Origin of the sequence: Corynebacterium tuingiense, from assembly GCF_046718165.1 — a bacterium.
Taxonomy (GTDB): Bacteria; Actinomycetota; Actinomycetes; order Mycobacteriales; family Mycobacteriaceae; genus Corynebacterium.
The window spans coordinates 2,355,273-2,380,697 of the sequence record NZ_CP177101.1; the positions used below are offsets into that span (position 1 = coordinate 2,355,273).

At 59.0% G+C, this 25,425-nt stretch carries 23 protein-coding genes; 16 read left to right on the plus strand and 7 right to left on the minus strand.

Features of this window, described 5'->3' with window-relative positions; translation table 11 throughout:
- The gene (locus tag ACLI1T_RS11165) at positions 1-633 is read left to right on the plus strand and encodes an MOSC domain-containing protein (protein ID WP_349886935.1); all 633 of its coding nucleotides are present in this window, start codon (positions 1-3) and stop codon (positions 631-633) included.
- 26 nt (positions 634-659) lie between these two features.
- Here the strand turns inward: ACLI1T_RS11165 and ACLI1T_RS11170 are convergent, their stop codons facing one another.
- Both ACLI1T_RS11170 and ACLI1T_RS11175 read right to left on the minus strand, forming a co-directional pair.
- A complete protein-coding gene (locus ACLI1T_RS11170) occupies positions 660-1,844 on the minus strand; it encodes an MFS transporter (RefSeq protein WP_198010510.1) in 1,185 nt (394 codons plus the stop codon).
- 219 nt (positions 1,845-2,063) lie between these two features.
- Positions 2,064-3,539, minus strand: a complete 1,476-nt coding sequence (locus tag ACLI1T_RS11175; protein ID WP_023024543.1) for an NAD-dependent succinate-semialdehyde dehydrogenase — start codon at positions 3,537-3,539, stop codon at positions 2,064-2,066.
- 310 nt (positions 3,540-3,849) lie between these two features.
- Here ACLI1T_RS11175 and ACLI1T_RS11180 point away from each other — a divergent pair, with 310 nt between their 5' ends.
- Genes ACLI1T_RS11180 through trpA form a run of 6 tightly spaced genes read left to right on the plus strand, consistent with a single transcriptional unit; the run spans position 3,850 to position 10,540 of the window.
- A complete protein-coding gene (locus ACLI1T_RS11180) occupies positions 3,850-5,376 on the plus strand; it encodes an anthranilate synthase component 1 (RefSeq protein WP_411702697.1) in 1,527 nt (508 codons plus the stop codon).
- Entirely contained in the window at positions 5,373-6,020 is a 648-nt protein-coding gene (locus tag ACLI1T_RS11185; protein WP_349852931.1) for an anthranilate synthase component II, read from the plus strand. The genes ACLI1T_RS11180 and ACLI1T_RS11185 overlap by 4 nt, the downstream gene beginning before the upstream one ends.
- Positions 6,020-7,039 carry an anthranilate phosphoribosyltransferase gene (trpD, locus tag ACLI1T_RS11190; RefSeq protein WP_284896408.1) on the plus strand — a complete coding sequence of 340 codons (1,020 nt, stop codon included), beginning with the start codon at positions 6,020-6,022 and terminating at the stop codon, positions 7,037-7,039. The genes ACLI1T_RS11185 and trpD overlap by 1 nt, the downstream gene beginning before the upstream one ends.
- Before the next feature lie 23 nt (positions 7,040-7,062).
- On the plus strand, positions 7,063-8,490 hold the full coding sequence (gene trpCF / locus ACLI1T_RS11195; RefSeq protein ID WP_411702698.1) for a bifunctional indole-3-glycerol-phosphate synthase TrpC/phosphoribosylanthranilate isomerase TrpF: 1,428 nt from the start codon (positions 7,063-7,065) through the stop codon (positions 8,488-8,490).
- Between the two features lie 2 nt (positions 8,491-8,492).
- On the plus strand, positions 8,493-9,695 hold the full coding sequence (gene trpB / locus ACLI1T_RS11200) for a tryptophan synthase subunit beta (RefSeq protein ID WP_411702699.1): 1,203 nt from the start codon (positions 8,493-8,495) through the stop codon (positions 9,693-9,695).
- Between the two features lie 2 nt (positions 9,696-9,697).
- Positions 9,698-10,540, plus strand: a complete 843-nt coding sequence (gene trpA, locus ACLI1T_RS11205) for a tryptophan synthase subunit alpha (protein WP_023024556.1) — start codon at positions 9,698-9,700, stop codon at positions 10,538-10,540.
- A gap of 96 nt (positions 10,541-10,636) precedes the next feature.
- On the opposite strand, the gene ACLI1T_RS11210 is transcribed toward trpA, so the two are convergent.
- A complete protein-coding gene (locus tag ACLI1T_RS11210) occupies positions 10,637-11,848 on the minus strand; it encodes a dicarboxylate/amino acid:cation symporter (RefSeq protein ID WP_023024558.1) in 1,212 nt (403 codons plus the stop codon).
- Between the two features lie 206 nt (positions 11,849-12,054).
- Between ACLI1T_RS11210 and ACLI1T_RS11215 the strand changes: the two genes are divergently transcribed.
- The 5 genes from ACLI1T_RS11215 to ACLI1T_RS11235 all read left to right on the plus strand — a co-directional run bounded on the left by ACLI1T_RS11215 (position 12,055) and on the right by ACLI1T_RS11235 (position 14,957).
- Positions 12,055-12,531 (plus strand): SdpI family protein, encoded by a 477-nt coding sequence (locus ACLI1T_RS11215; RefSeq protein WP_034661150.1) that lies wholly within the window; start codon positions 12,055-12,057, stop codon positions 12,529-12,531.
- 305 nt (positions 12,532-12,836) lie between these two features.
- Positions 12,837-13,052 carry a catechol 1,2-dioxygenase gene (locus ACLI1T_RS11220; protein WP_232208530.1) on the plus strand — a complete coding sequence of 72 codons (216 nt, stop codon included), beginning with the start codon at positions 12,837-12,839 and terminating at the stop codon, positions 13,050-13,052.
- Positions 13,053-13,171: 119 nt separating this feature from the next.
- A complete protein-coding gene (locus ACLI1T_RS11225; protein ID WP_023024565.1) occupies positions 13,172-13,537 on the plus strand; it encodes a Rieske (2Fe-2S) protein in 366 nt (121 codons plus the stop codon).
- A gap of 130 nt (positions 13,538-13,667) precedes the next feature.
- Positions 13,668-14,642, plus strand: a complete 975-nt coding sequence (locus tag ACLI1T_RS11230) for a bile acid:sodium symporter family protein (protein ID WP_023024567.1) — start codon at positions 13,668-13,670, stop codon at positions 14,640-14,642.
- A 6-nt stretch (positions 14,643-14,648) separates the two neighbouring features.
- A complete protein-coding gene (locus ACLI1T_RS11235) occupies positions 14,649-14,957 on the plus strand; it encodes a hypothetical protein (RefSeq protein WP_023024569.1) in 309 nt (102 codons plus the stop codon).
- 11 nt (positions 14,958-14,968) lie between these two features.
- Here ACLI1T_RS11235 and ACLI1T_RS11240 read toward each other — a convergent pair whose 3' ends face one another.
- Genes ACLI1T_RS11240 through ACLI1T_RS11255 form a run of 4 tightly spaced genes read right to left on the minus strand, consistent with a single transcriptional unit; the run spans position 14,969 to position 18,105 of the window.
- On the minus strand, positions 14,969-15,301 hold the full coding sequence (locus ACLI1T_RS11240) for a branched-chain amino acid transporter permease (RefSeq protein WP_023024572.1): 333 nt from the start codon (positions 15,299-15,301) through the stop codon (positions 14,969-14,971).
- Positions 15,302-16,033, minus strand: coding sequence for an AzlC family ABC transporter permease (locus ACLI1T_RS11245; RefSeq protein ID WP_023024574.1), 732 nt, complete (start codon positions 16,031-16,033; stop codon positions 15,302-15,304).
- A 39-nt stretch (positions 16,034-16,072) separates the two neighbouring features.
- Positions 16,073-16,669: a YqgE/AlgH family protein gene (locus ACLI1T_RS11250; RefSeq protein ID WP_284770829.1), complete on the minus strand. Its 597-nt coding sequence runs from the start codon at positions 16,667-16,669 to the stop codon at positions 16,073-16,075.
- Positions 16,669-18,105, minus strand: a complete 1,437-nt coding sequence (locus ACLI1T_RS11255; RefSeq protein ID WP_023024578.1) for a CCA tRNA nucleotidyltransferase — start codon at positions 18,103-18,105, stop codon at positions 16,669-16,671. Before ACLI1T_RS11255 ends, ACLI1T_RS11250 begins: the two co-directional genes overlap by 1 nt.
- Before the next feature lie 28 nt (positions 18,106-18,133).
- Between ACLI1T_RS11255 and ACLI1T_RS11260 the strand changes: the two genes are divergently transcribed.
- The 4 genes from ACLI1T_RS11260 (at position 18,134) to ACLI1T_RS11275 (ending at position 25,133) form a co-directional block, all read left to right on the plus strand.
- Positions 18,134-18,799, plus strand: a complete 666-nt coding sequence (locus ACLI1T_RS11260) for an NUDIX hydrolase (protein WP_411702700.1) — start codon at positions 18,134-18,136, stop codon at positions 18,797-18,799.
- An 89-nt stretch (positions 18,800-18,888) separates the two neighbouring features.
- Positions 18,889-21,030 carry a hypothetical protein gene (locus tag ACLI1T_RS11265; RefSeq protein ID WP_232208531.1) on the plus strand — a complete coding sequence of 714 codons (2,142 nt, stop codon included), beginning with the start codon at positions 18,889-18,891 and terminating at the stop codon, positions 21,028-21,030.
- Between the two features lie 20 nt (positions 21,031-21,050).
- Complete coding sequence (gene murJ, locus ACLI1T_RS11270) at positions 21,051-24,488, plus strand: murein biosynthesis integral membrane protein MurJ (RefSeq protein ID WP_349852942.1); 3,438 nt, start codon at positions 21,051-21,053, stop codon at positions 24,486-24,488.
- A 111-nt stretch (positions 24,489-24,599) separates the two neighbouring features.
- Positions 24,600-25,133, plus strand: coding sequence for a YceI family protein (locus ACLI1T_RS11275; RefSeq protein ID WP_349886877.1), 534 nt, complete (start codon positions 24,600-24,602; stop codon positions 25,131-25,133).
- Positions 25,134-25,425: the final 292 nt, after the last annotated feature.

Genomic DNA, 25,425 nt, shown 5'->3' on the forward strand with positions numbered 1-25,425 from the left:
ATGCAGGTTATTTCCACCAACGTCGCCGTGCGCAGGCCGGATCCGAGCGGGAGGCATGAGTTTTCGGGCATCGACAAGCGCCCGCAAGACTTCATCGATATTTCCGCTCCCGGACCCAATTACGGCGATGGTTCCGGCGTGCGCGGCGATTCTATCGGCGATAGCGAGCACCACGGTGGAAGTGACAAGGCGGTCTATGCCTATGCCCGCGAGGAGCTGGATTATTGGGAGGATTCGCTGGGCCGCACGCTGGGTTCAGGGGCCTTTGGGGAAAACCTCACCACGCGCGGCATTGATCTCTCCGCGCTGCTTATCAATCAACGCCTCCACATCGGCACGGCTACGCTCGAGGTCTCCATTCCCCGCCAGCCATGCGCAACCTTTTCCGGCTGGGTGCAGGAAAAGGGCTGGCTCAAGCGGTGGACTGCGCGCGGTGATTGCGGCGTGTACTTCCGCGTCATCTCGCCCGGGCGCATTTCTGCCGGGGATGCCATAATCTGCGGCCCCGCCCCCGCGCACGATATCACCATGCGCATGGCGTTTGCGGCCAAGATGGGGGACCGGGCGATGGCCCGGCGCGTGGTCGATGCCAAGTGCTTGCCGCCCCAGCACGCAAAAAAGCTCCGGGTATAAACCCGGAGCCAAAAATCTGTGCCGCTTTAGGCCGGCTGCGTGCCCTCTGTGGCGCTGATAACGGGCGCCTTCGCCTTGGGGTAGCGGCCGTGCACCATGTAGTAGTACACCGCCGCGACGACGATGAGGCCGGCGAGGATGAGGTACATCGTATCGAAGCCCGTGGCGCTCACGATGGGGCCAAGCCCGAAGGGGGCGAGGCCGATGCCGAAGTCCATCAAGAGGAACATCGTGGAGATGCCCGCGCCTATCTGAGCGGCCGATACAGAGCGCACCGAGATGGCCTGGCAGGCGGGGCTTAGCGTGCCGTATCCCATGCCCGTAAACGCACCCGCCACCACGAGCATGACGTCATTGCTGGGAAAGCCCATGATGATAAGGGCGATGACGAAGGAAACTAGGCCCAGGTACATGACCGAGTTATCGCCCTTGTGGTCCTGGATGCGGCCCAAGAAAAAGCGCATGATGAGCATGACTACGGCGTAGCCGATGAAAAAGAGGCCGGCGCCTGTGGCCAGGTCCTCTTCGCGCGCATAGGCGTTGAGATAGGTGACCACGCCGGAGTAGGCGATGCCCACCAAGAGCATGAAAAGGCCAATGGGCACCACGTTGGGGTGCACGGCATTGCTCAGCTTGAAAGCGGGCTTTTCCTCATCGAGCTCCGCCGGGTAGCGCAGCACGAGCGCCAGCACGAGGGAGACGATATTGGAACCCAGGGCGACCGCGAAGAGGGTGTTGTAGCCAATGTTATTGGCCAAGAACAAGCCCACTGCGGGGCCGAAGGCGGTGGCAAGTGTGGTGCCGAGGGCAAAGTAGCCGGTGCCCTCCGCGCGGCGCTGTTGGGGGATGACGGATTGCGCGACGGCCATGAGCGCCGTAGAGGTCAACGCATAGCCCGCGCCGTGAAACAGCCGCACGAGGATGAGGACAGCCACGTTATGGGCCACGAAATAGCCCACCGTCACGATGCTGACGAAGGCCAGCGAGGTCAGGGCGGCGCGCTTTTGCCCCACGCGGTCCACCAACCAGCCGGAGAAGATGCGCATGAATGTCGCACCCAAAACAAAGGCGCTGGAGGCAAAACCACTGACGGTATCGGAGGCCCCAAAGCTCTCGACGGCATACAGGGCCATGGTCGTCACCGTTAAGTAGAAGACTAGAAACTGACCAAAATTAGCCACCCACGCCAACAGAAACGTGGGTGTAATCAATGGCGGCTGAGCCGCTGAATTCGTTGTTGACAAGACTCACTCCAATTAAAAAATAAAAAATCTTCCCAACCGCGCACGGCCCCAGAAGGGCAGCGTGCGGGGAGAAGGAAAGCAATCACAATTATGCGGGGAGTGAGTATACGCCGCACGCACTTAAATGTTTAATCAAACACGGTTATAAGCGCGCTCTAAACAGTGATTGCGTTGCCGGCTTAAGGCCTAAGCGTTGGCATAAGGGTCGCGGATGCCCAGGTACTGCACGGAGGTGTATTCCTCGATACCTTCCGCGCCACCCTCGCGGCCCATTCCGGATTGCTTGACGCCACCGAATGGGGCAGCGGCGTTAGAGATAACGCCGGCGTTGAAGCCCATCAGGCCGAACTCTAGGCCATCGGCGATGCGCCACAGGCGGTCGGAATTCTCAGTAAAGACATAAGATGCCAAACCGTATTCGGTATCGTTTGCGATCTCGAGCGCCTCTTCCTCGGTGCTGAAGGTGATAATCGGGGCGACTGGACCGAAGATCTCTTCCTGGGCGACGCGCGTTTCACGTGAAACATTGGTAATCACCGTAGGCTCGTAAAAGTAGCCAGCGCCATCCCCGCGCTTACCGCCGGTGGCGATGGTAGCGCCCTTTTCTGCGGCATCGTCCACAAGTGCCGCAATGCTCTCCAAAGCCTTGGACTCGACGAGCGGTCCGCAGGTAACACCTTCGTCCATACCATTGCCCAAATTGAGCTTCTCGAATTCCGCAACGAGCTTCTCGGAGAACTCCTCGGCTACAGATTCGTGGACCAAGAAGCGGTTTGCTGCGGTGCAGGCCTCGCCAATATTGCGCATCTTGGCGCCCATCGCACCCTGGACCGCTTGGTCAATATCTGCGTCCTCAAAGACAATGAATGGGGCATTGCCTCCCAGTTCCATGGAGGTACGCAGTACGTTATCGGCCGCGCCCTTCAAAAGGGTTCGGCCCACTGGGGTAGAACCGGTAAAGGAAAGCTTGCGCAAGCGGTCATCGGCAAGCAATGGCTCCGAAATTGCAGATGCAGACTTACCGGCTACGACGTTGAGCACACCCTTTGGAAGCCCAGCATCGATCATGGTCTGCGCAAAGTACTGCGCGGTCAGGGGAGTCAGCTTGGCCGGCTTGAGCACCATCGTGCAACCCGCTGCCACCGCGGGAGCCACCTTGCGGGTAGCCATGGCCAACGGGAAGTTCCACGGGGTGATCAAAAGGCAGGGACCCACCGGCTTGCGGCGAGTGATCATCCGCAGCGTGCCTTCCGGAACGGTTGCGGCGCGACCGTAATCGCGCACCGTTTCTTCACTAAACCAACGCAGGAACTCGCCGCCATAAGTGACCTCACCCTTAGCTTCCGCGAAGGGCTTACCCATCTCTAGCGTCATCAGGGCTGCGAATTCATCCGCCCGCTCCTGTACTAGATCGAATGCTCGGCGCAGAATCTCCGCGCGCTCGCGCGGCGTGGTGCGCGCCCATTCATCCTGCACGGCACAGGCGGCGTCGAGGGCAGCAATCGCATCATCCGAGTTTGCGGAAGATAGCGTCGCCAGCGTCTCGCCCGTCGCTGGGTTTTCTACGTCAAAAGTCTCACCGGAGGTGGAATCGCGCCACTCACCACCAATAAGCAATTGGGTGGGAACCTTTGCAATTACCTCTTCGATATTAATACTCACTTATCGTCACCTTTCTTGAAGATATAGACCTGCACCACATTACCCTTAACGGACGCGAAGACCACCTATTAGATACCGATTGAATATTTTTCACTTGTTTCTTCCACGCTATAGAAATCTAGGCTAGGCTAGTGCCCATGAAGAAAATGACTACTCGTTGGTGGTGGCGCGCGTAACTCGCGGGCCTTTCTTCGCAACCCATTTTTAGGCTCGCATTCTGCGGGCCTTTCGGCGTTTTCAGTGCCTTTGCTCGCGGATACCTCGGGTCCCTCGCACTCTGTTCCTCAGTTACTCCTGAAAGGGCACTGCAATGACATACACCGCCACCCGCGATATTGCCTATTGCCGGGATGCCTCAGCGCTATTTCATAGCTTGGCGCGATCCAGCGATTCCTTATTATTGGAAAGCGCTGATATTGAAACCAAGAAAAACCTCACGTGCCTGGCCGTGCTTGATGCCGCGGCAAAAGTCACCTGCACCGGCCAGCGGGTTCGCGTCCTCGCGCTCAGCCCAGCGGGGGAGCAGCTCATCACCATGCTGCAAGCCCGCTTCGCTAACCGGATTGTTTCACGTGAAACCACGGAAATTGTTTTTGAGTTCTCACCCTCCAACGAGTCCGATGAACGGCAACGGCTCCTAGATGAATCGACGGCGGATATCCTCCGCGCGCTGCAGCGCGATGATTCCTATTCCTCGCCCCTATTGCCCTTCGTCGCCGGTGGGTTTGCCTATGACTATTTGGCCACTTTTGAAAACCTGCCTGAGGTAGGCGAGGGGCCCAATAAGTTTCCCGATTATGAATTCCTTGTCGCTCAAACTGTTCTCGCGGTGGATCACCTTACGCAGACCGCGCGGGTAGAGGGCTGGGATATCGACCGAGCCCGCTTGGAAGACACGCTCGATGCACTAGCTGCCACACCCATCGACGCGATAGGGGACCCAGCGCCTAGCCAGCCCGCGGGAACCTTGACTGCAACCGCGGATATTGATGATGCCGCGTTTTGCAATCAGGTAACGCGGCTCAAGGGCAATATTGATTCCGGCGATATTTACCAGGTCGTCCCCGCCCGCACGTTCACGGTGGACTGCCCCGATGCCTTCGCGGCCTACCGCCAGCTCCGGGAGACCAATCCCTCGCCGTATATGTTCTATCTCCGGGGGGCGGATTACGAGCTCTTCGGTGCATCACCGGAATCCAATTTAAAGTTTGACCCAGAGACGCGGCAGGTGGAGCTCTATCCCATTGCCGGAACCAGGCCCCGCGGGCTCAACCCGGACGGCACCATCAACGATGAATTAGATATCCGCAACGAGCTAGAAATGCGCACGGATACCAAGGAACTAGCCGAGCACACCATGCTGGTGGATCTCGCGCGCAATGACCTCGCCCGCGTAGCAGAATCCGGCACGAGGCGGGTGGCAGACCTGCTCCAAGTAGATCGCTACTCGCGGGTCATGCACCTGGTCTCCCGCGTGACCGCCACCTTGCACAAAGACTTCGATGCCCTCGATGCTTACCGCGCCTGCATGAACATGGGAACGTTGACCGGCGCGCCCAAGCTGCGCGCCAGCGAGCTCATCCGCCAAGCCGAACACAAGCGCCGTGGCTCCTACGGCGGCGCAGTGGGATACCTGCGCGGCGACAGTGCCATGGATACCTGCATTGTCATTCGCTCCGCCTTCGTGCACCGCGGTACGGCTGCTGTTCAAGCCGGTGCCGGGGTGGTGCACGATTCCGTCCCGCAATCCGAAGCCGATGAAACCCTGCACAAGGCCTATGCCGTTCTCCACGCCATTGCCCTCGCGCACAACGCCACCCTGGAGGTACAGCGATGAATTCGCCGCACGTGGTTCTGCTCGATAACCACGATTCCTTTGTCTATAACCTCGTCGACGCCCTCGCCGGCTACCGCACCACCGTCTACCGCAACAGCGTGTCCGTCGCGGAGGTGCTCGCATCCGAGCCCGATATTATTGTCCTTTCCCCAGGCCCCGGTCACCCACGCGATGCTGGATGCATGATGGAGCTTATCGATGCCACCTTGGGCACCATCCCCATCCTCGGTGTCTGCCTGGGTTTCCAGGCGCTACTGGAATACCACGGTGGCGGGGTAGGGCCCTGCGGACCCGTACACGGCAAGTCCATGCCTATGACGCTTACCGATGCCGGCACTGCCCACCCAGTCTTCGCCGGGCTAGCCACCGATGCCGATCCCGCCCAGCCCGGCGTCCCCGGTACCCAGGTCCCGGTGGCGCGGTATCACTCCTTGGGGTGCACGCAGGTGCCGGCCGGCATGCGGGTGCTCGCGGAGACGGAGGCGGATATCGGCACCATCGCCATGGCAGCCGAAACGGACGATGGCATGGCGCTGGGGGTGCAATTCCACCCCGAGTCGATCCTCTCGCCCCGTGGCCCAGACATTCTAGACCGTTGCATCTATCAACTATCCACTACTCCCACTATGGAGCTAAAGCACTAATGACGAACCAAAGCCCGCTAAAAACGCTGCAAGCTTTCTTAGATAATCCCGCGCCCACCGTGGAGGAAGCAACCGAGGTCTTCACTCCGGTTGCCGTCGGTGATTATGACGATATTCAGATCTCCGCGTTGCTTACACATATCCGCACCCGCGGCGAAACCCTCGCGGATATTACGGGTGCCGCCAAGGCATTCCTGAACGTTGGCCACCCATTTCCCATTACCGGTGAAGGCCTCATGGACTCCGCGGGAACGGGCGGCGACGGCGCGAATACCATTAATATCACGACGGCTGCCTCCTTGGTCGCCGCCGCTGGGGGAGTGAGGATGGTCAAGCACGGCAACCGGTCCGTCTCCTCCAAGTCCGGGTCCGCCGATGTGCTCGAGGCACTGAATATTCCGCTGGACCTTGACGTGGACCGCGCCGTCCGGCAGTTCGAAGCCTCCAACTTCACCTTCCTCTTTGCTCCGGCCTACAACCCGGCCGTGGCCCACGTGCAACCGGTGCGCAAGGCGCTCGGGGTCTCCACCATTTTCAATACCTTGGGACCCTTGCTCTCCCCAGGCCGGCCCGAGCTACAGATCATGGGCATCGCCAACCCAGCACAAGGCCCCATGATCGCCGAAGTTTTCCGGGAACTGGGGCGCACGCGAGCGCTCGTCGTCCACGGCGCCGGTACCGATGAAATCGCCACCCACGGCACCACACAGGTCTGGGAGCTGAAGGACGGCGAGATTTCGCACTATGAGCTCACGCCGGAGGGGTTGGGCATCGCCAAGCATGAGCTCAGTGAGCTCGCCGGCGGCGACGGTCAAGATAACGCCGCGCATGTGCGCGCCATCTTTAATGGCTCGGGTAAGCCGGCGCACTATGATGCGGTCGCGGCATCGGCTGGAGCGATGTTTTATCTGGGTGGCACCACGGCTTCGATTGCAGAGGGCGTCGCGCACGCCAAGGGGCTCATCGATAACGGGGACGTGGACCGCTGGCTGCGCACCCACGAGGAAGCCGAGTACTAAAGAAACCACACTAGGGATAAGAAATGACAGAAGAGAAACTGCCGACAGTCCTCGAGGGGATTGTGGCTCAGCGCCGCACCCACCTTGCCGGCATTCGCGAGCGCATCGCGCACGTAGACGTAGAAAAACTTGAGCCGTCTCGCCGTTCGCTTTTTGCTGCGCTCAATGGCACCAACCGCTTCATCATGGAGTGCAAGTCTGCGTCGCCATCCCTCGGAATGATTCGCGAGGATTACCGCCCCGGCGAAATCGCGCGCGTCTATTCCCGCTACGCGGATGCCATTTCCGTGCTGTGTGAGCCCGAGCGGTTCGCCGGGGATTACGATCACCTCCAGACCGTCGCCCAGTCCACGCACCTGCCGGTATTGTGCAAGGACTTCATCGTCGATCCGCTTCAGGTCTATGCCGCGCGCTACTACGGCGCGGATGCAATTTTGCTCATGATGTCCATCGTGGATGATGAGACCTTTGCACAGCTGAAGACTTTGGCGGACAAGCTAGGCCTCGACGTCCTCACTGAAGCCATCACCAAGGAGGAGGTGGACCGCGCGCTGTCCTTCGGGGTGGAGATCATCGGTATTAATAACCGCAACCTCCATGACTTGAGCATCGATCTCTCCCGCACCGAGCAGCTCGCCGGGTACGTGCCTGACGATAAGGTCGTCGTCTCCGAATCCGGCATCCGCGATAACCACACCATCCGGCGCTTGGGCGCCCACGCGAACGCCTTCCTCGTCGGCTCCCAACTCACCTCCCACGAGGACATCGACCGCGCCGCCCGGGATCTGCTCTTCGGCGCGAATAAGGTCTGCGGAATCACCGCCGCCTCCACCGCCCAAGCCGCCCGCGCCGCCGGTGCCCGCTACGGAGGGCTCATCTTCGCTCCGGATTCCCCGCGCAATGTTTCACGTGAAACCGCCGAGAAAATCATCGCCGCCGAACCCGGTTTGGATTTCGTAGCAGTGAGCCGCAGCGACGACCCTTCTGAGTTGCGGGAGATAGCGGCAACGCGTGGCCTGTCCGGAATCCAGTTGCACGCCCCATTCCAAGGCAGCGTGGATGGAGAGCTCGAACTGATCGAACGCGCACGCGCGGCCCTCGCGGATACCGACGCGGAGCTTGTTTGGCGGGCTATCGACATGACCAACCCTCAGTGGGTAGACATAGCGCCGAAGCTTGCCGCACAGGTCGACCGCCTCGTGCTCGACTCGGGGAGGGGAGGCACCGGGCGCAGCTTTGATTGGGACGCAATCCCGGACGACATCAAAGCCCACAGCCTGTTGGCCGGTGGCCTCAATCTTGACAACTTGGAAGACGCGCTCCGCGCGGCAACCGCGGGGCTCGACCTGAACTCAGGATTAGAAACGCGTCCCGGACACAAAGACGCCGCCCTGATATCGCGAGCCTTCCGCACCATCCGATTATTCAACCAACCTGACAAGAAAGATTAACCATGCCCGATTCACGTGAAACACTCCTTCCCGCATACTTCGGGGAATTCGGCGGACAATACGTACCGGAATCCCTCATCCCCGCTTTGGATCAATTGGAACAGGCTTTTGTCGATGCCCAGAATGATCCCAGCTTCCGCGAAGGACTCGCCGGATTGCTGCGCGATTACCTAGGCCGCCCGACTCCCATCACCGAGGTTAAGAAGCTAGGCGGCAAGGCGCGGATCTTCTTGAAGCGCGAGGACCTCGTCCACGGCGGGGCCCATAAGACGAACCAGGTGCTTGGCCAAGCCCTATTGGCTAAGCGCATGGGCAAGAAGAGAATCATCGCCGAGACCGGCGCGGGCCAGCACGGCACGGCGACCGCTTTGGCATGTGCGCTGCTCGATCTCGAGTGTGTGGTCTACATGGGCGCCAAGGATGTCCAGCGCCAGCAGCCCAACGTCTTCCGCATGGAACTTATGGGTGCAAAGGTCATCCCCGTTGATACCGGCTCCGGGACGTTGAAGGATGCCGTCAACGAGGCACTGCGCGATTGGACCGCTACATTCCATGAATCGCACTACCTACTCGGCACCGCGGCTGGCCCACACCCATTTCCCACCATTGTGCGCGAATTCCACCGCGTCATTTCTACTGAGGCCAAGGCCCAGCTCCTCGAGAAGACGGGAGGCCTGCCCGATCTCGTCGTCGCCTGTGTGGGCGGCGGTTCCAACGCCATCGGCATGTTCGCGGACTTCATCGATGAAGAAGGAGTGGAATTGGTAGGTGCTGAGCCAGGCGGCGCGGGCCTCGATTCCGGGGAACACGGCGCCACCATTAACAACGGCACCGTGGGCATCCTCCACGGAGCGCGCAGTTACCTCATGCGCAATTCTGACGGTCAGGTGGAAGAATCCTATTCCATTTCCGCCGGCCTGGATTACCCCGGCGTGGGGCCGCAGCACGCGCACCTGCACGCCACCGGTCGCGCAAAATATGTGGGGATCACGGATGCAGAAGCTCTAGAGGCGTTCCAACTCTTGTCCAAGAAGGAAGGCATTATCCCCGCCCTCGAATCCTCCCACGCCCTGGCCTATGCACTGAAGCGCAAGGAAGAAGACATCACCATCCTCGTATCACTTTCCGGCCGCGGCGATAAGGACATCGATTATGTCCGCCACACCTTGGAATCCCACCCCGAACTGCAACTCAAGGAGAACTAATCATGGGCAGCCGTTACGATGAACTTTTTGCCGCGTTGCGTGAGAAGAATGAGGGTGCGTTTGTCCCTTTCATCATGCTGGGCGATCCAACTCCTGAAGCTAGCCTGGATATCATCCGCAACGCAGTCGCCGCCGGGGCGGACGCCCTGGAGCTCGGCGTCCCCTTCTCGGATCCAGTCGCGGATGGTCCCACCATCCAGGCTTCGCATATCCGCGCCCTCGATGGGGGAGCGACCCTTGATAGCGCCTTGGATCAGGTGCAGACGATTCGGACCGAATTCCCCGATTTGCCCATCGGCATGTTGATCTATGGCAACGTTGCCTTCGCCCGCGGGGTGGAGCAATTTTATGCGGAGTTCGCGCAAGCGGGCGCCGATAGCATTTTGCTTCCCGATGTCCCCGTGCGCGAAGGCGCCCCTTTCATTGCCGCGGCAAAGGAAGCTGGAATCGACCCCATCTTCATCGCCCCCTCGCGGGCCGCAGAGCACACGCTTGCCGGCGTCGCCGAGCATTCGCAGGGATATATTTACGCGATCTCCCGCGATGGTGTAACGGGCACCGAAAAGGAATCAGAAACCACCGGCCTCGACGAGGTGGTCTCCAGCATTCAGCGCTTCAATGGGCCTCCGGTGTTACTTGGTTTCGGTATCTCTTCGCCACAGCACGTCGCCGATGCCATCGCCGCAAACGCCGCTGGCGCCATTACCGGATCCGCAATCACTAAGATCATCGACCGCCATGTTTCACGTGAAACCGGCGCCCCGGGAAAGATCAATGATGCGGATGCCTTACATGCGGAGCTGACCGACTTCATCTCCGCGATGAAGGAAGCAACCAAGAAATAAAGCGTCCTCCGAGCGGTAGCGCCACAAAAAGCCCCCTGGCTTCCTCCCACATTCATTGAGTGGGGAAGCCAGGGGGCTCAATTGTTTCACGTGAAATTAGGCCGCAGTCTCTGCCTCTTCTTCATTGAGGGTATCGACCTTGTCGCGGGCGAACTTATCGACGACCATCGCAATGGCGCCATCGCCAGTAACGTTTGCTGCGGTACCGACGGAGTCGATCGCGATATAAGCGGCGATCATCAGCGCCACCATTCCGTCATCAAAGCCCATCATGTCCGCCAATAGACCAACGGCCACCATAACGGCGCCGCCCGGCACGCCTGGTGCAGCGATCATCATAATGCCAAGCAGGAAGATAAAGCCCAGACCGGTGCCGGTGCTGATATCCATATTCGCCATAAAGACGATGGCGAAGGCGTAGAGCGTCAGCTTCATCATGGAGCCGGACAGGTGAATAGTCGCGCACAGCGGGATTACGAAGCTCGCGACCGGCTTAGAAATACCGTTGCGCAAGCTGGACTCCAAGGACACCGGAATCGTTGCCGCAGACGACGACGTACCCAATGCCGTGAAGTATGCCGGAAGCATATTCCGCAGCGCCTTAAAAGGATTCTTCCCTGCGATTGCCCCGGCCACCACGTACTGGAGCACGAGATAAACCAGCGTCATGACAACAGCTAGGATCAATACCTTTGCAAAGGCGGAGAGCACCTCGCCGATATTGCCGTTCATACCCAGCCCAAGGAACATGCCGAAGATGTAGAACGGCAAAATGGGAATAACGAATCCCCAAATCACCTTAACCACTACATTTTCCAGTTCCTTGGTGACGGTGTAGAGAGTATCGGACTTGACCGTCGTCATCGCGACACCAATACAGAAGGACAGCAATAACGCCGTCATCACCTCAAACGGTGGTGCCATCTCCACCTCGAAATAAGGCTCGAGGGAACCTTCGTCGACATCCGACACATTGGTCACTAGTGTTTGGCCCGCCAACATCGAGGGATAGAGCCACTTTGCCAGGCCATAAGCAATCAAGCCTGCCAGAATGGTGGAGCCATAGGCGATGCCTGCTGTCACTCCCAACCACTTTCCTGCGCCCTTGCCAAGGCCAGCAATCGCCGGTGCAACGAGCGCGAAAATCAAGACAGGAATGAAGAAATTGAGGAAGTTACCGAATAGACCGTTAAACGTGGCAAAGGCTCGACCGAACCATTCGGGCGCAAAAAGGCTAACGACAATGCCAAGCACGATGGCGAGAACGATTCGGAAAAGGAGAGAGTCCGCTATTTTCTTGAGATTCATGCAATCACAATCAGGTTAGGTGTTCCCAGTCCGAGAACGCACGTGGGTGCGTTCCAGCGGAAGGAGAGACAACGTGGTGCAGGTGCAAAACCGAGCGAATATCTATCGATCGATCCAAATTGAATATTACCCGAGCCGCCTTATATTTAAGACACAAGCCCCGTAGGTTAATTTCCAATATGGCGTTACAGGATTACACTAAGGATATGGTCGCAGTGGGAATCATATTTTTAGTCCTTGCCGTTTTCCTTATCGCGGTGGGCGCGCTCGCCGCCACCAAGCGGTTGCCCGGCAATAAATACATCGGCTTGCGTTTACAAGAAATCCGAAAGTCACGAGAAGCATGGGATAATGCCCACGCCGTCGCCGGTCCCTTCTGGGCCCTAGGTGGAGTATCGCTACTTTTCGGTGGCGTCGTAGCCTTCCGCGCGGAGGGTTGGATGTGGCTCATTCCGGTCACCACTTTCGTCATCGCGGTCCTCGCGCTTTCCGTCGGTTCGAACCTTGGATCCCGCGCGGCATTTCTTTATGAGCAAGCGCATGCCGATGACGAGGGTTGTGGCGATAGCTGCAACTGTGGCTCCGGCGGCTGCGGTGGGGAAGAGGCCTCCACTGACTCCGCCGCCCAGCCCGAGGTTGATCTGGGCGCACTCCGCCAGGCCGCCCGCCACTCTGATAACTAAATAATTAGCTTTCGCTTTTTCTCCCTCCCGTCCCTGTTCGGCAATCGCCGCATACAGAGACAAGCGAGGGAGATTTTTTATGACACTGTGACGTTATTGTTCTGGAACACGGATCTGCACCCTTTTCGTCACAACTAAATTAAACTAGCCATTCACCATGGTGCATTCCATATTGGGCCCCGCCTATATTGGAATTATTCCACTTACTGCGCTTCCTGTGGAAATTCCTGGAACTCGCATAGAGGTTCCGCACAGCTCGGCTCAGCCACTACACCTGGCGCAGGCAAGGGTAGACAATGGTAGGCATGAAGAAAACCACAGCCCTCGCCGCAATCGCCGTTTCCACTTTCAGCATCGGCTCTTATGTCGCCGATTCACACCGGATTGATCCAGAATCACAAGCCGCAGGAGGGGAGGGGCCACACCCCATCGTTAATGACTTGGGTCTAGATTCCGGCACATATGAACTCACGCCCACCGAGTCTGGTTCCGTCGACACCTGGAACGGCAGCCTTTCCTAATGGCGTGTTTCACGTGAAACCTGTACCGAACCGTTTTACTTCTGATGCCTGCAAACACTTCACTAACCGTTGCCGAAATCATGTTCCGGCCTTAAACCATTCAGGATAGAGTAGGGGCTATGACTATCTGTTCACGCCGCATGTTCCTGCTCGGATCCGCTACGACTTTCGCAGGTGCGTACCTCGCGGCCTGCGGCTCAGAACCATCCGCGGAAATCGCGGCAACGGTCATTCCCGTAGGCTCCGGCATCATCGTCGACGGAGTAATCTTCACACAGCCGCAAGAGGGAGAGTTTAAGGCCTACTCCCAAACCTGTCCGCACCAACAAAACCCCATCACGGAGATCGACGGTATGACTGCCACCTGCACGGCGCATCATACGTCCTATAACCTGCAAGATGGTTCGGTCATCGAAGGCCCGGGTCGGGACCCGCTCAAAGAATTTGAGATAAGCCAAGAGGGCGCAAAGGTCACTACCGCGTAACTCCCGCGGACGCCGCACCCTCTACGCTCATGGTTTCACGTGAAACCACGCGGCTTAAGAGGAGCACACGGAAGAAAATTATCCGCACTACCTTTCGTGGAACCAAGCGCGACGGTTTACACTTTGGGTCATGCTGCACAGACTTAAAAAGCCGGATCCGCTCATCGTCCTCATCCTTACGGCCGTGGCAATCGCGATCATTGCACCGGCCCGCGGCACCTTCGCTGACGTCTTTGGCAGTCTGACGAATGTAGCGATCGCGCTGTTATTCTTCCTTTACGGCGCGCGGTTATCCACCCAAGAAGCCTTAAATGGGCTCAAGCACTGGCGGCTCCACCTCACCATTCTCGCGTTCACCTTCGTTATTTATCCCCTCATTGGCTTGACCCTACGGCCCCTCACTGGGTTCATTTCGGACGATATCTACATGGGAATACTATTCCTCACGCTGGTCCCGTCCACCGTGCAGTCCTCAGTGGCGTTTACCTCCATTGCGAAGGGGAACGTATCTGGGGCCATTGTCTCCGCCTCGACCTCCAACTTGGCCGGCGTCTTCATCACGCCAGTCCTAGTTATGCTGCTCATGGGTAGCGGTTCCGGACTGCATATCGATACCTCCGTCTTTGGGGAAATCTCCCTTTTGCTTCTCGCGCCCTTTGTGTTGGGCCAACTAACTAGACGCTGGATAGCGAACTTCGCCCAGAGCAAGGCTACAAAGGTGGTGGACCGCGGGTCCATTGCTATGGTGGTCTATTCGGCCTTCTCCAAGGGCGTGGTGGATGGAATCTGGTCCGCCATTTCTGTCTGGGAGATTGTCTTCCTCGTCGCTTTCGCCGCGGGATTCGTTATCTTCATGTTGTGGCTGACGCGATTTGTCTCCGGAAAACTTGGATTTTCTCGCGCCGATACTATTGCGATCCAATTCTGTGGCTCTAAGAAATCCTTGGCCACCGGCCTCCCCATGGCCTCAGTCATGTTTGCCTCAGGTCCGACATCGCTAGGTCTATTGATACTCCCGCTGATGATTTACCACCAGGTGCAGCTGATGATCTGCTCACTGTTGGCATCCCAGTACTCGCAGGAGAAGGAGGAGCAACTACACTAGGTTCCCATGGCTAATTACCTTTATGTGCGCACCGAACTATCCGTCCCGGGAGTGGGCTCAGCGGTCCACCTCGCAGAATTAGAAGAACACGATGCCCAGCGCTGCCGCATGCATCGCATGATCGCTTTGGATCCCGCGGACTCCATCGTCGGTGTAGCGACCCCAAATAGTTCCACGGGAAACGTGGACAAGCCGCAAGAAGTAGTTCCGCACCCCGATACCTACGATGAGTTCCCGGATATTAGCGCCCGCTATATGAACCAAGAACAGTTTGAGGCGCTGTGGACGGAGGCTACCACCAAGTTTGGGCTTTAGCTAAGCGCGGGCTAGAGCACCAAGTTCACTAGGATCATATAGAACGCGGTCCCGCAGAAGATGGATAATCCGGAATCCCGCTTCCACCTGTGCAGCCCAGCGGTGACCAACACACCCAGCAAGACTGGCCATAGGCCGCCGGTGCCATCCGCCTGTCCGGCAACGGCATAGACCACCAGGATCGTCATTACGCCCACGGGCATCATCAAGCCCAGCAGCGAAAAGAACTCGCTATCTTTCATCCACTTCTTTGCGGAGAAGGGAAGCTCCCGCAATAAAACGGTCACGATGCCAACGGGGATAAGGACCGCGGCAATCGCGCCTAAGCTGACTCCCGCCGGCATTTAGTCATCCTCCTTCACGGTCGTGGAGGCAAGCGGCTGCAGCCGCCAGGTGAGCGCGTTATCTACGCGAGGCGATAGATAGCGAATGATGAGCAACAGGAAATAGGCGCTCAGGGAGAGCATCAGCAGCTGCCCCGGGGTAATGAAAGCGGCGAGAATACCCAAGGCTGCAGCGGATAGCGGGAGGAACAGATCCTGATTATTGCGGAAGGAGTCCATCGCCAAGACGACGAAGAGGGCAACAAGCGCGAATTCCATTCCCTCGACGGAGGAGGGGATTACCTGGCCGGCGAGTGCACCAACGAGTCCGCCGCCCACCCACAGCATTTGGCAAAAGATTTGGATGCTCAGGATGCGGGTGCCGCTCAGCCGCTCCTCGCGCGGCAGTGCCGAGACGATGGCATACGTTTCATCCGTGAGGGCATAGGTGGAATAGGCCTTGCCCACGGGGGACTTAATCCGCTTGCGGGGAAACGTTAGCCCATAAAAGATATGGCGGAAATTCACCATAAAACCGGTAAGCAGCGAGGAAAGCGCGGAAACTCCGCCGGTAACCATGGAAATGGCGAGAAACTCCATAGAACCGGCGTAGATGACGATGGAAAATATGGGCGTCCACCACCAGCTAAAGCCGGATTGGACCATCAGGAGGCCAAAAGCCAAGCCCAATGGAATTAGCCCGAGAGCCGCCGCCCACGTGTCTTTAATGCCCTTGTGGATTTCCTCGCGCATACGGGTTAGTGTAACCGATCACTTTCCGCCGCCTAGGAATTAATTATCATCCACATTCACGGGATAGGTGGAATACAACGGCAAGGGCATAGGCTGGCGTTTCATGACATCGGCCCATAGATCGGCCGGGCCTGGGGCCACCACGTCCTGCGCTAGGGCGGGTGCTACGAACCATTCGCCGGCTTCGATTTCTTCCTCCAGTTGCCCGGGACCCCACTCGGCGTAACCGGCAAACATGCGCATCCCGGTGACCAGCGGCTCGATATCTTCCGGGTTGGAGCGCAGATCCACGTGCGCTAGGCGCGGTGCGAGGCGGCTGAGTTGTTCTTCTTTATCTGGATCCACACCTTGCTTGGTCTGCGCCAAGCCCACGACGGATTGCTGGTTGAGCGGACCGCCGATATACAGCGCCTGCGGTTTAGCAACGACGGGCATCCATTCTGGAAGCACGTTAAAAATGGCCACTTCTGAGCGCTTAGTGAGGTCCACGCCAAAGGTCATCATGTCATTGTGCTCAACCAGCAGGATGACAGAACGGGCGAATTCTGGGGACAGCATCCCCGGTGCGGACACGAGTAATTGCCCAGGGGCGGGTTCGTTGCGCTCGAGGGCATTAAATAATCTATCGGCAAACATCACTGTTTAGACTCCCACCACTGACGCAACTTCGCAATAGCCTCTTCCCGCTCGAGGGGGCCGTACTCCAAGCGCATTTCCTTCAAGTAGGACCAAGCCTGACCCACTTCGGGCCCAGGGGAGAGGCCCAGGATTTCCATGATCTCGTTACCATCGAGGTCCGGGCGCACCCGCGCGAGGTCTTCCTTGCGGCCAATCTCCGCGATTCGCTCCTCCAATTGGTCATAGGTGCGCTGCAAGCGGCGCGCCTTCTTGGCATTGCGGGTAGTGCAATCGGCGCGCACCAGCTTGTGCAGGCGGGGAAGGAGGTCACCCGCGTCGTTCACATAGCGCCGCACGGCAGAATCGGTCCATTGATTTTCCCCAAAGCCATGGAAACGCATGTGCAGGTACACCAACTGGCCAATATCTTCCGTCGTGGCCTTGGGGTATTTCAGCTTCCGCAGCCGCTTCCGCGTGAGCTTGGCGCCCACCACCTCGTGGTGGTGGAAAGAAACCTTACCGTCGGTGTTATCGAAGGTATCGGGCTTGCCGATGTCATGCAGCAATGCGGCCCACCGCAATACCAAGTCGGGACCGTCCTCTTCTTGATCCATCGCCTGGCGCAGCACCTTCAACGAATGCGCGTAGACGTCCTTATGCTGCGCGTGCTCGTCCGTGGTCATGCGCAGGGCAGGGATCTCCGGGAAGATATAGTCCGCAATCCCGGTATTGACCAGTAGGTCGATGCCATCCCACGGCGCCTTGCCGCAGATGAGCTTATCCAGCTCCACTTGAACGCGCTCTACCGTAATCCGCTGGATCTCTGCCGCCATATCGCGCATGGCAGCAACCACGCGGTCTGCCACGTGAAACTCTAATTGGGACGCAAAGCGCGCGGCGCGCAGCATCCGCAGTGGATCATCGTGGAAGGAGATTTCCGGTTTATCGGGGGTGTCGAGCACCTTGTTGGCCACATCGTGGAGGCCGCCGAGGGGATCGTGGAACTCAAAGGTGGCATCGGCAAGCAGCTCAATAGCCATGGCATTGACCTTGAAGTCGCGCCGCACCAAATCGCCTTCCAGGCTATCGCCGTAGATGACCTCGGGGTTGCGGGACTGCCCATCATAGGAATCAGAGCGGAAGGTGGTGATTTCTATCTGTTGGCCCTTGTACACGGCGGATACGGTGCCATAGGCAATGCCGGTATCCCATACCGTTTCGGCCCACTCATCCAGGATTTCCTTGACCACCTCTGGGCGCGCTGGGGTGGTGAAGTCCAGATCATTGCCCAAGCGGCCGAGGAGGGCATCGCGCACCGAGCCGCCCACGAGGTAGAGGGCATGTCCGCGCGCGCTGAATTTCTCCACCAGCCCGCTCAATAAGCCACTGAGCGAGTTCACGGTAGACTCCGCGCGCGCAAGAACGCCGATTAACTGAGTGTCCTGAAAATTCACGGGTGAGAGTCTACTACGATTGGCAGGGATGACTAACCAAGAACAAGGCTCCGCGCAAGGCCCCTCCAAAGGAGGCGGCCGTAGCCGTAACCGGCGCCGGCGCCGGCGGCGGCCGGATAACCGCACGCGCCGCAACACCCAGCAGCGCAGGCAGCAACGCGGCGGCAATAATCACGGCACCTCCACCGTCATGGAGACCCGCGATGAGACATCTGCGGGCGGGCTCGTAATCTCCGGGCTGGCCGAGTGCGTCGACGGCAACGGTAAGGCGGACCTGTCCCGCGTCTACGTAGCGCTGATTGGGCGCTTAGACCGCCGCGGGCGTTTATTGTGGTCCATGCCCAAGGGGCACTTGGAAAATGACGAGGCCAAGGAGGTCACCGCAGAGCGCGAGGTATGGGAAGAAACCGGTATTTCTGGCGAGGTTTTCGCTGACCTCGGCGTGATCGATTATTGGTTCGTTTCTGATGGCGTCCGCATTCACAAGACGGTGCACCACCATCTGCTGCGCTTTGTGGACGGCATCATGAACGATGAGGATCCAGAGGTTACCGAGGTGTCCTGGGTTCCCGTTTCTGAACTCATCGAGCACTTGGCGTACGCGGACGAACGTAAGCTCGCGCGCATCGCGCACGATCTCCTCCCGGATCTCGCACGAAAGGAAGCCGACGCAGGGAAAGCGACCCCACGCTAATGCACAAGCGCCTCAGATCACTCGCCGCGGCTGGCGGTTGCGCGGTACTTGCCGGTTGGGGATTGTTCTTACCAAGCGCGGCGGCCCAAATGGACTCTGTCCCGGACGAGCAGAAGGATATCCAAGCCTGGTTGGGCGCGCGCGGGCCGGAGCGCGCCGATCTGGATCTTATCGATGCCCAGCCCTTTACCGTAGGCACTGACCTGCAGCTTCGCTTCCGCGTGCATAACCCCACCGATCAGCCCTTGGAAGATCTGCAGGTAACTAGCCGCCGCGGCGATAGCGTGGCCGATGCGGCAGAAGCGCGTACGGAAATGGCCACCGGCGATTTTCCTTATTATGGCTCGGGTATGACGACAGCACCGCTGCAGCCAGGGGAAACCCGGGAGATAAGCTTCACCGTGCCCAGTGGCTTAGATGCCGAGCGTACCTTGGCAATCAATGAACCCGGCGCCTATCCGCTGTTATTTACCCTGACCGGCACTCTCGAGGGCGATGCGGTCAGCTTGGCAGAGGAACGCTTTGTGGCCCAGTTCTCTGGAGACGGGCCGACAGATGCCGGACATACCGCGGCAGCGGAAGAAGCGGCACCAGAAGAAGAACACGACGAAGCCGAAGAACCCCAATCGCACGATCTCACGGTGGTCTATCCCATCAGCGCGAACTTAAACATCGTCCCCGGCGGGCTCGGGGGAGAAGAGCTCATCTTGTCCTCCGATGAGTTAGGGCACGAGCTGCACGAAGGCGGCCGCCTCGATAAGTTGGTTTCTACCTACGAGGATCATGACCTGCAGGGGGCCGGCTGTGTGGCCATCGACCCCGCGCTGCTCGATACCGTCAACCGCATGTCGCAAGGCTATACGGTCAATTCCACCCGCCCCGCCCAAGGCGATCGCCCCAAGCGCCTGCGCGATTCCTGGTCGCGGGGCAGTGACGATGACAAGGGGGAGCCAGGCGATGCGAAAAATGATGCCGAGCGGTGGCTGGAGCGCCTGCGCGAGTTGGATTGCTTCATCGCCATGCCCTGGGCCAATGCGAATGCCTCTGCGGTAGCAAGGGCTAATAATCCCGCCCTTGTCTTTGAGGGTTTGCAGCGCGGCAACCAAACCATCGAACGCGTCCTGGGCAAGGCCCCGGCCAGCAATATCTTGGCGGTAGGTTCCGGCTATATTGACCAAAAATTGCCGGTTCCATCCCTGGTTGCGGATAACTCGAACTGGTCCGGCGAGGCCGCGACTTTCGATTCCTCCCTTGGCGCCCTGCTATCCCAAACCGGCTCCAAGCCGCAGACGGTGGGCTATTCCAACCCGGAGCTGCGCTATGACTACGCCAAAGATTCTGCTCTGTCTCGCGCCATCACGGGCGAGGCGGCCCTCAGCCTCGCGGGCGGGGAAGATACCGTGGCCAAGCTTCCCAACTACTTAGACCCAAGCGCGGCCGAACATGCACTCGCCGCCGCGGAAGACTTGCTCGACTCCGGCCACTCCCGTCCCCGCGGGATCAGCGCGGTGGAATTGCAGCAGGGCGATCCGAACGCTCCCACCGGCAGCCCCTTTATCGATCCGGCGGTCTTTTCGGAACCCGAATTGGCCCGCGTTGAGCAACAGGCGCGCTATACCGATGAGCTGATGAATATCGTGGTCGATGACCCTGATATCACCATGACGCGCTCTGAATTCGTGCTGCCGCTGCGCCGCGATCTCCTCAATTCCTTATCGCTTAATAATCGCGATAGCTTGGCCACCCACGCGGCAGCGCGCCAGTCCTTTTCCCGCACTATGGAGATGCACTCTAATACGCTGCGGGATTTGCGCGATTCCGTTTCCCTCATCCCGCCGGGCAATGTTTATACCCGCGTATCTGAGTCATCGCCGCTGCTCATCGTGGCCGAAAATGGCCTGCCATTGCCGGTGGAGGCAAAGCTGCAATACGATGCCCCCGATGGCGCGCGGCTCAACACGCCCAAAAGCGTCCGTATTCCCGCTAAGGGCTCTATTACTGTATCCATGACCGCTGATATGCCGAAGGACGCGGATCGCACAGATATTGGGCTGTGGCTGGCCACACCTAAAGATCAGACCATTTCGCAGCCCATCACTATCTCCGTGCAGACACGTGCCGGTATCGTAACCTTATACGCTGCCGGCATAGCCGGCGCTCTCGCGCTGGTTTTGGCTACGCTCTTTCGGCTTGGCCGTCACCGACGCAAAAATCACAAGGCTGAAAAGTAAAAGTTGAAGTTGTATCCTCTATGACCGAAAAAGATGGCCGTCAGGCCCACCACGCGGAGAAGGCACCTGCGGGCGCGGTAGACCCCACGGATACCGCCCCAAATGCGGAAGAGAACCGTGTCCCGGTTACCGCCGGCGCGCGCAGCCGCATCGTGCGCGCCTCTCCACCCGCACCGGTACCGGAAAAGCGGCCCAAGCCCTCAGTGCAGAACACTACTGTTCCCCCTGAGGAAGATAAATCCGCGCTGACTGGCCGCAATGCGGAGATCGAGGCCTCTAATCAGGACGTGATCCGCGCGACGGGGACGATGGCCATTGCCACGCTGCTCTCACGCATCACCGGCTTCCTGCGGCAGATGCTGATCGGCGCCACCCTGGGTGCCACGGTGGGTACGGCCTTCAGTAGCGCCAACCAGATTCCCAACCTGGTCACCGAAATCGTGCTGGGCGCGGTGCTGACCTCACTGGTGGTTCCGGTCTTGGTGCGCGCGGAGAAGGAAGACTCGGACCGCGGCGAAACCTTCGTCCGAAGACTTTTTACCCTGGCGTTTTCGATCCTGGGCATCGTCACCATCCTCTCCGTTATCTTCGCGCCATTATTAACGAGGATGATGCTGCCTGAAGATTCCAAGGCCAATGCCGTGCAGGCAACATCATTGGCCTTCTTGCTCTTGCCGCAGATCCTGTTCTACGGCCTTTTTGCCCTCTTCCAGGCGGTCTTAAATACCAAGAATATCTTCGGCCCTGGCGCCTGGGCGCCGGTGGTCAATAACATCATTTCCATCAGCGTCCTCCTGGCGTATCGATTTTTGCCAGGTCGCCTCGACCCACACGAGCCTACGCCGGTGGCGGATCCACACATCATGCTGCTGGGTCTGGGCACCACCACTGCAGTGATCGTGCAGTGCTTGATCCTTGTGCCGTACCTGAAGAAGGCCGGCATCAACCTGCGCCCGAAGTGGGGCCTCGATGCCCGCATCAAGCAATTCGGCGGCATGGCGCTGGCCATTATTACCTATGTGGCCATCTCCCAGCTGGGTTACGTGGTCACCTCCCGCGTGGCGGCGTATGCCGATGCCGGTGCGCCGCTGGTGTACCAGAACGCGTGGCTGATGCTGCAGGTGCCCTATGGCGTTATCGGCGTGACCTTGTTGACCGCCATCATGCCGCGGCTTTCGCGCAATGCCGCCGATGGCGATGTCGATGCCGTGGTACGCGACCTCACCTTGGGTACCAAGCTGACCTTCATCGCGCTAATCCCCATCGTCATTTTCATGACAGGCTTCGGCGTGCCCATCGCCCGCGCGCTGTTCCAATACGGCGCCTATGGCGCAGATAGCGCGGAGCAGCTCGGCCTCACCATCAGTTTTTCCGCCTTTACTTTGATCCCCTATGCGCTGGTGCTGCTGCACCTGCGCGTTTTCTACGCCAGGGAAGAGGCGTGGACGCCCACCTTCATCATTGCCGGCATCACGCTGACCAAGGTTGTGCTGACCTTGCTGGCGCCGCTGATGACGAGCAACCCGGACCGAGTGGTCATCCTCCTCGGTACCGCCAACGGCTTCGGTTTTGTCTCCGGTGCGGTCATCGGCGGCTTCCTGCTCAAGCGCAAGCTGGGCAGCCTGGGCGGCAAGGCCGTAACCCAGACGGTCCTCTGGTCCGCCGGCGCCGGCGCGGTGGGTCTGGTTGCCTCGTGGGCGCTGTACTGGATCGCGCAGTTGGTCTTGCCGGAGCAACTGCCTTCGATCGTCTCGCTGGTCAAGGTCGTCGTGCTGGGCATCGTCTTTGTGATTATCACCGGGATCGTCCTGTCCAAGTCCTCCCTGCCCGAGGTGCAGAACCTGGCACGCGCCCTCCAGCGCATCCCGGGAATGTCCCGGTTCATCACGGTGGACAGTTCCAAGGCCATCGAGGTCGAGGAACCAGACCTGCAGGAAATCCAGCCGGTCTATACGCAGGATTCCTTCAATGCCACCTTGGTGCCGCCACCAATGTCCGCCGGTATCGTCCGCGGCCCGCGCTTGGTCCCCGGCGCCCCTGTCTCGGACGGTCGCTTCCGCCTCTTGCAGGATCACGGCGCTGTATCCGGCGCTCGGTTCTGGCAGGCCCGCGAGCAATCCACCGGCCGCCTCGTGGCGCTGACGTTCGTCGATACCAATACCCAGGCGCCCATCGCGCCATCGACGCCTACGGTCTCTGCCCGCCGCTCCGCCGAAATCTCCCGCAATACGCGGCGTTTGGCCGAGCTCAACCTGGAGACCATGGCGGATAATATCGAGATTTTGTCCTACCGCACCGGCTGCCTGGTGGTGGCGGATTGGTTTGAGGGTACCTCCCTCAAGCAGGTGGCAGAGGCAGATAACCTCGACCCCAATTCCGTCGCCCGCGCTACAGCGCCGCTGTTTGCCGATGCCGCCACGGCCCACGACGCCGGCCTGATCCTCGGCGTCGAGCACCGCGACCGCTTCCGCGTATCCACCTCCGGCATCGTCAAGGTTGCCTTCCCCGCTGTGCTGGATGGGACGTCTGCGGAAAGCGACCGCGAGGCCCTCAGCTCCGCGCTGAGCATGCTGGTTGAATCCACCGAACCATCGCCAAAGAAGCTGCGCGATATTTCCGATGACGCCAACCTCACCGCCGATGAGGCCGCAGAACGCCTCGAAGCAGCACGACTGGCCTTTGATGCCGCGGATGCAGAGACCCGCGAAGAAAAGCTGGAAGAGCTGCAGGAAGCAGAGGGGTTGACCTCGGCGGGCATCGCCAAGCGCCTGCGCGAATTCGCCCCAGAAGAACAGGAAGAAAAGACGGAGGCCCTCCCCGTGGTCGTTGAAGATGAACCCTCGCAGGAAGAGGATCCGAAGCAAGAACCCGGCTTTGGCGGCCGCGGTTACTCGGGCTCCGGCGTCGTGGTCATCGGCATTTTCGCCACCATCTTTGTCGTGGGCATGGCAGCGCTCACGACGTGGATCATGTCCCTGCTCAGCGATGTGGAAAAGACCGGTTCCGTTACCGAAACCGTGCAGGGCTCCACGGTGATCCCGGATACCCCGCCGGTGCACCTCAAGGAATCGTCCGCTATCACGGTGCCAGACGGCGAGGATAATGAGCAGCTTACCGATGGCAAGACGATCACCACCTGGTCCACGAAGGAAACCGGTTCAGGCGCCTTACTCACCCTGGATAACCCGGCCCATCTTTCCGTCATGACCGTGACCCACACCAGGTCCAATGGCGCGCACTATGAAATCTATGGCGTCAACAAAGACGATTTCGATCCGGAGCACCCACAGCTGAGCTCTCTTCCCAAATTGGCGGAGGGCAAGTTCAAGCACGCAAACGAAGACTTGGAGCTGAAAGAAACGCCGCAGCAATTCGATGCCGCGCTCATAGTCATCACAGAACTGCCTAAGTCAAAAGAGGTTACACTGGGGGAGGTCCAGCTTGTAGGCCATCCTTAAGACCGAGGTCAACGAGTTGGAAAAAGAAATTTTACTTCAAGGCTTGACTAAATTGCCCAGTCAGGTATCGTGGTTGGTGCTACATCAACAACAACGTTAGGAGAATCAATTATGTCCCTCGCAGCAGGTACCTACACCATCGACAAAGAGCACACCGTCATCGGCTTCGTTACCAAGCACGCCATGGTCACCAAGGTGCGCGGCAACTTCGGTGAATTCGAAGGCACCATCAACGTCGCCGAGAACATCGCCGACTCCACCGCAGAGGCCACCATCAAGGCTGACTCCATCTCCACCGGTAACGAGGACCGCGATGGCCACGTAAAGAACGAAGACTTCTTCAACGTGGAGCAGTACCCAGAGCTTTCCTTCACCACCACCAACGTCAACGTTGACGAAGACGGCAACGGCACCGTCACCGGTGACCTCACCATCAAGGGCACCACCAAGTCCGTCGACCTCAAGGTTGAAGAGGTCGCTACCGCTGAGGACCCGTTCGGCAACTTCCGCCTGGGCTTCGAGGCACAGACCAAGATCAACCGCAAAGACTTCGGCATCGACTTCAACGCTCCGCTCAAGACCGGCGGCGTCCTCGTTTCTGAAGACATCAAGATCGAGCTCGAGGTTTCTGCCATCAAGCAGTAATCGCACTTCTTTGAAAACCTTGGGCTCTCACTGCCCCTGGTTACCAACAACTAAAGCCCGCGCCGCGTACCCACTCGGCCGCGGGCTTTAGTCGTATTCCCCAGGCAAATCTTTCAGGTTTGGTGCCTTGTCTGGGCAATTACTCGGCCAGCACAAAACAACTCCACAACAACTTCAAACAACTTGAATTTATACCTTGAGCTGCAGGTATGAAGAAGCGACCGAATTATATTAGTTGAGAGTTGTGTATAGTTATTTCAAACAACTTCTGGGTTCCGCGAAGCCCCCAAGT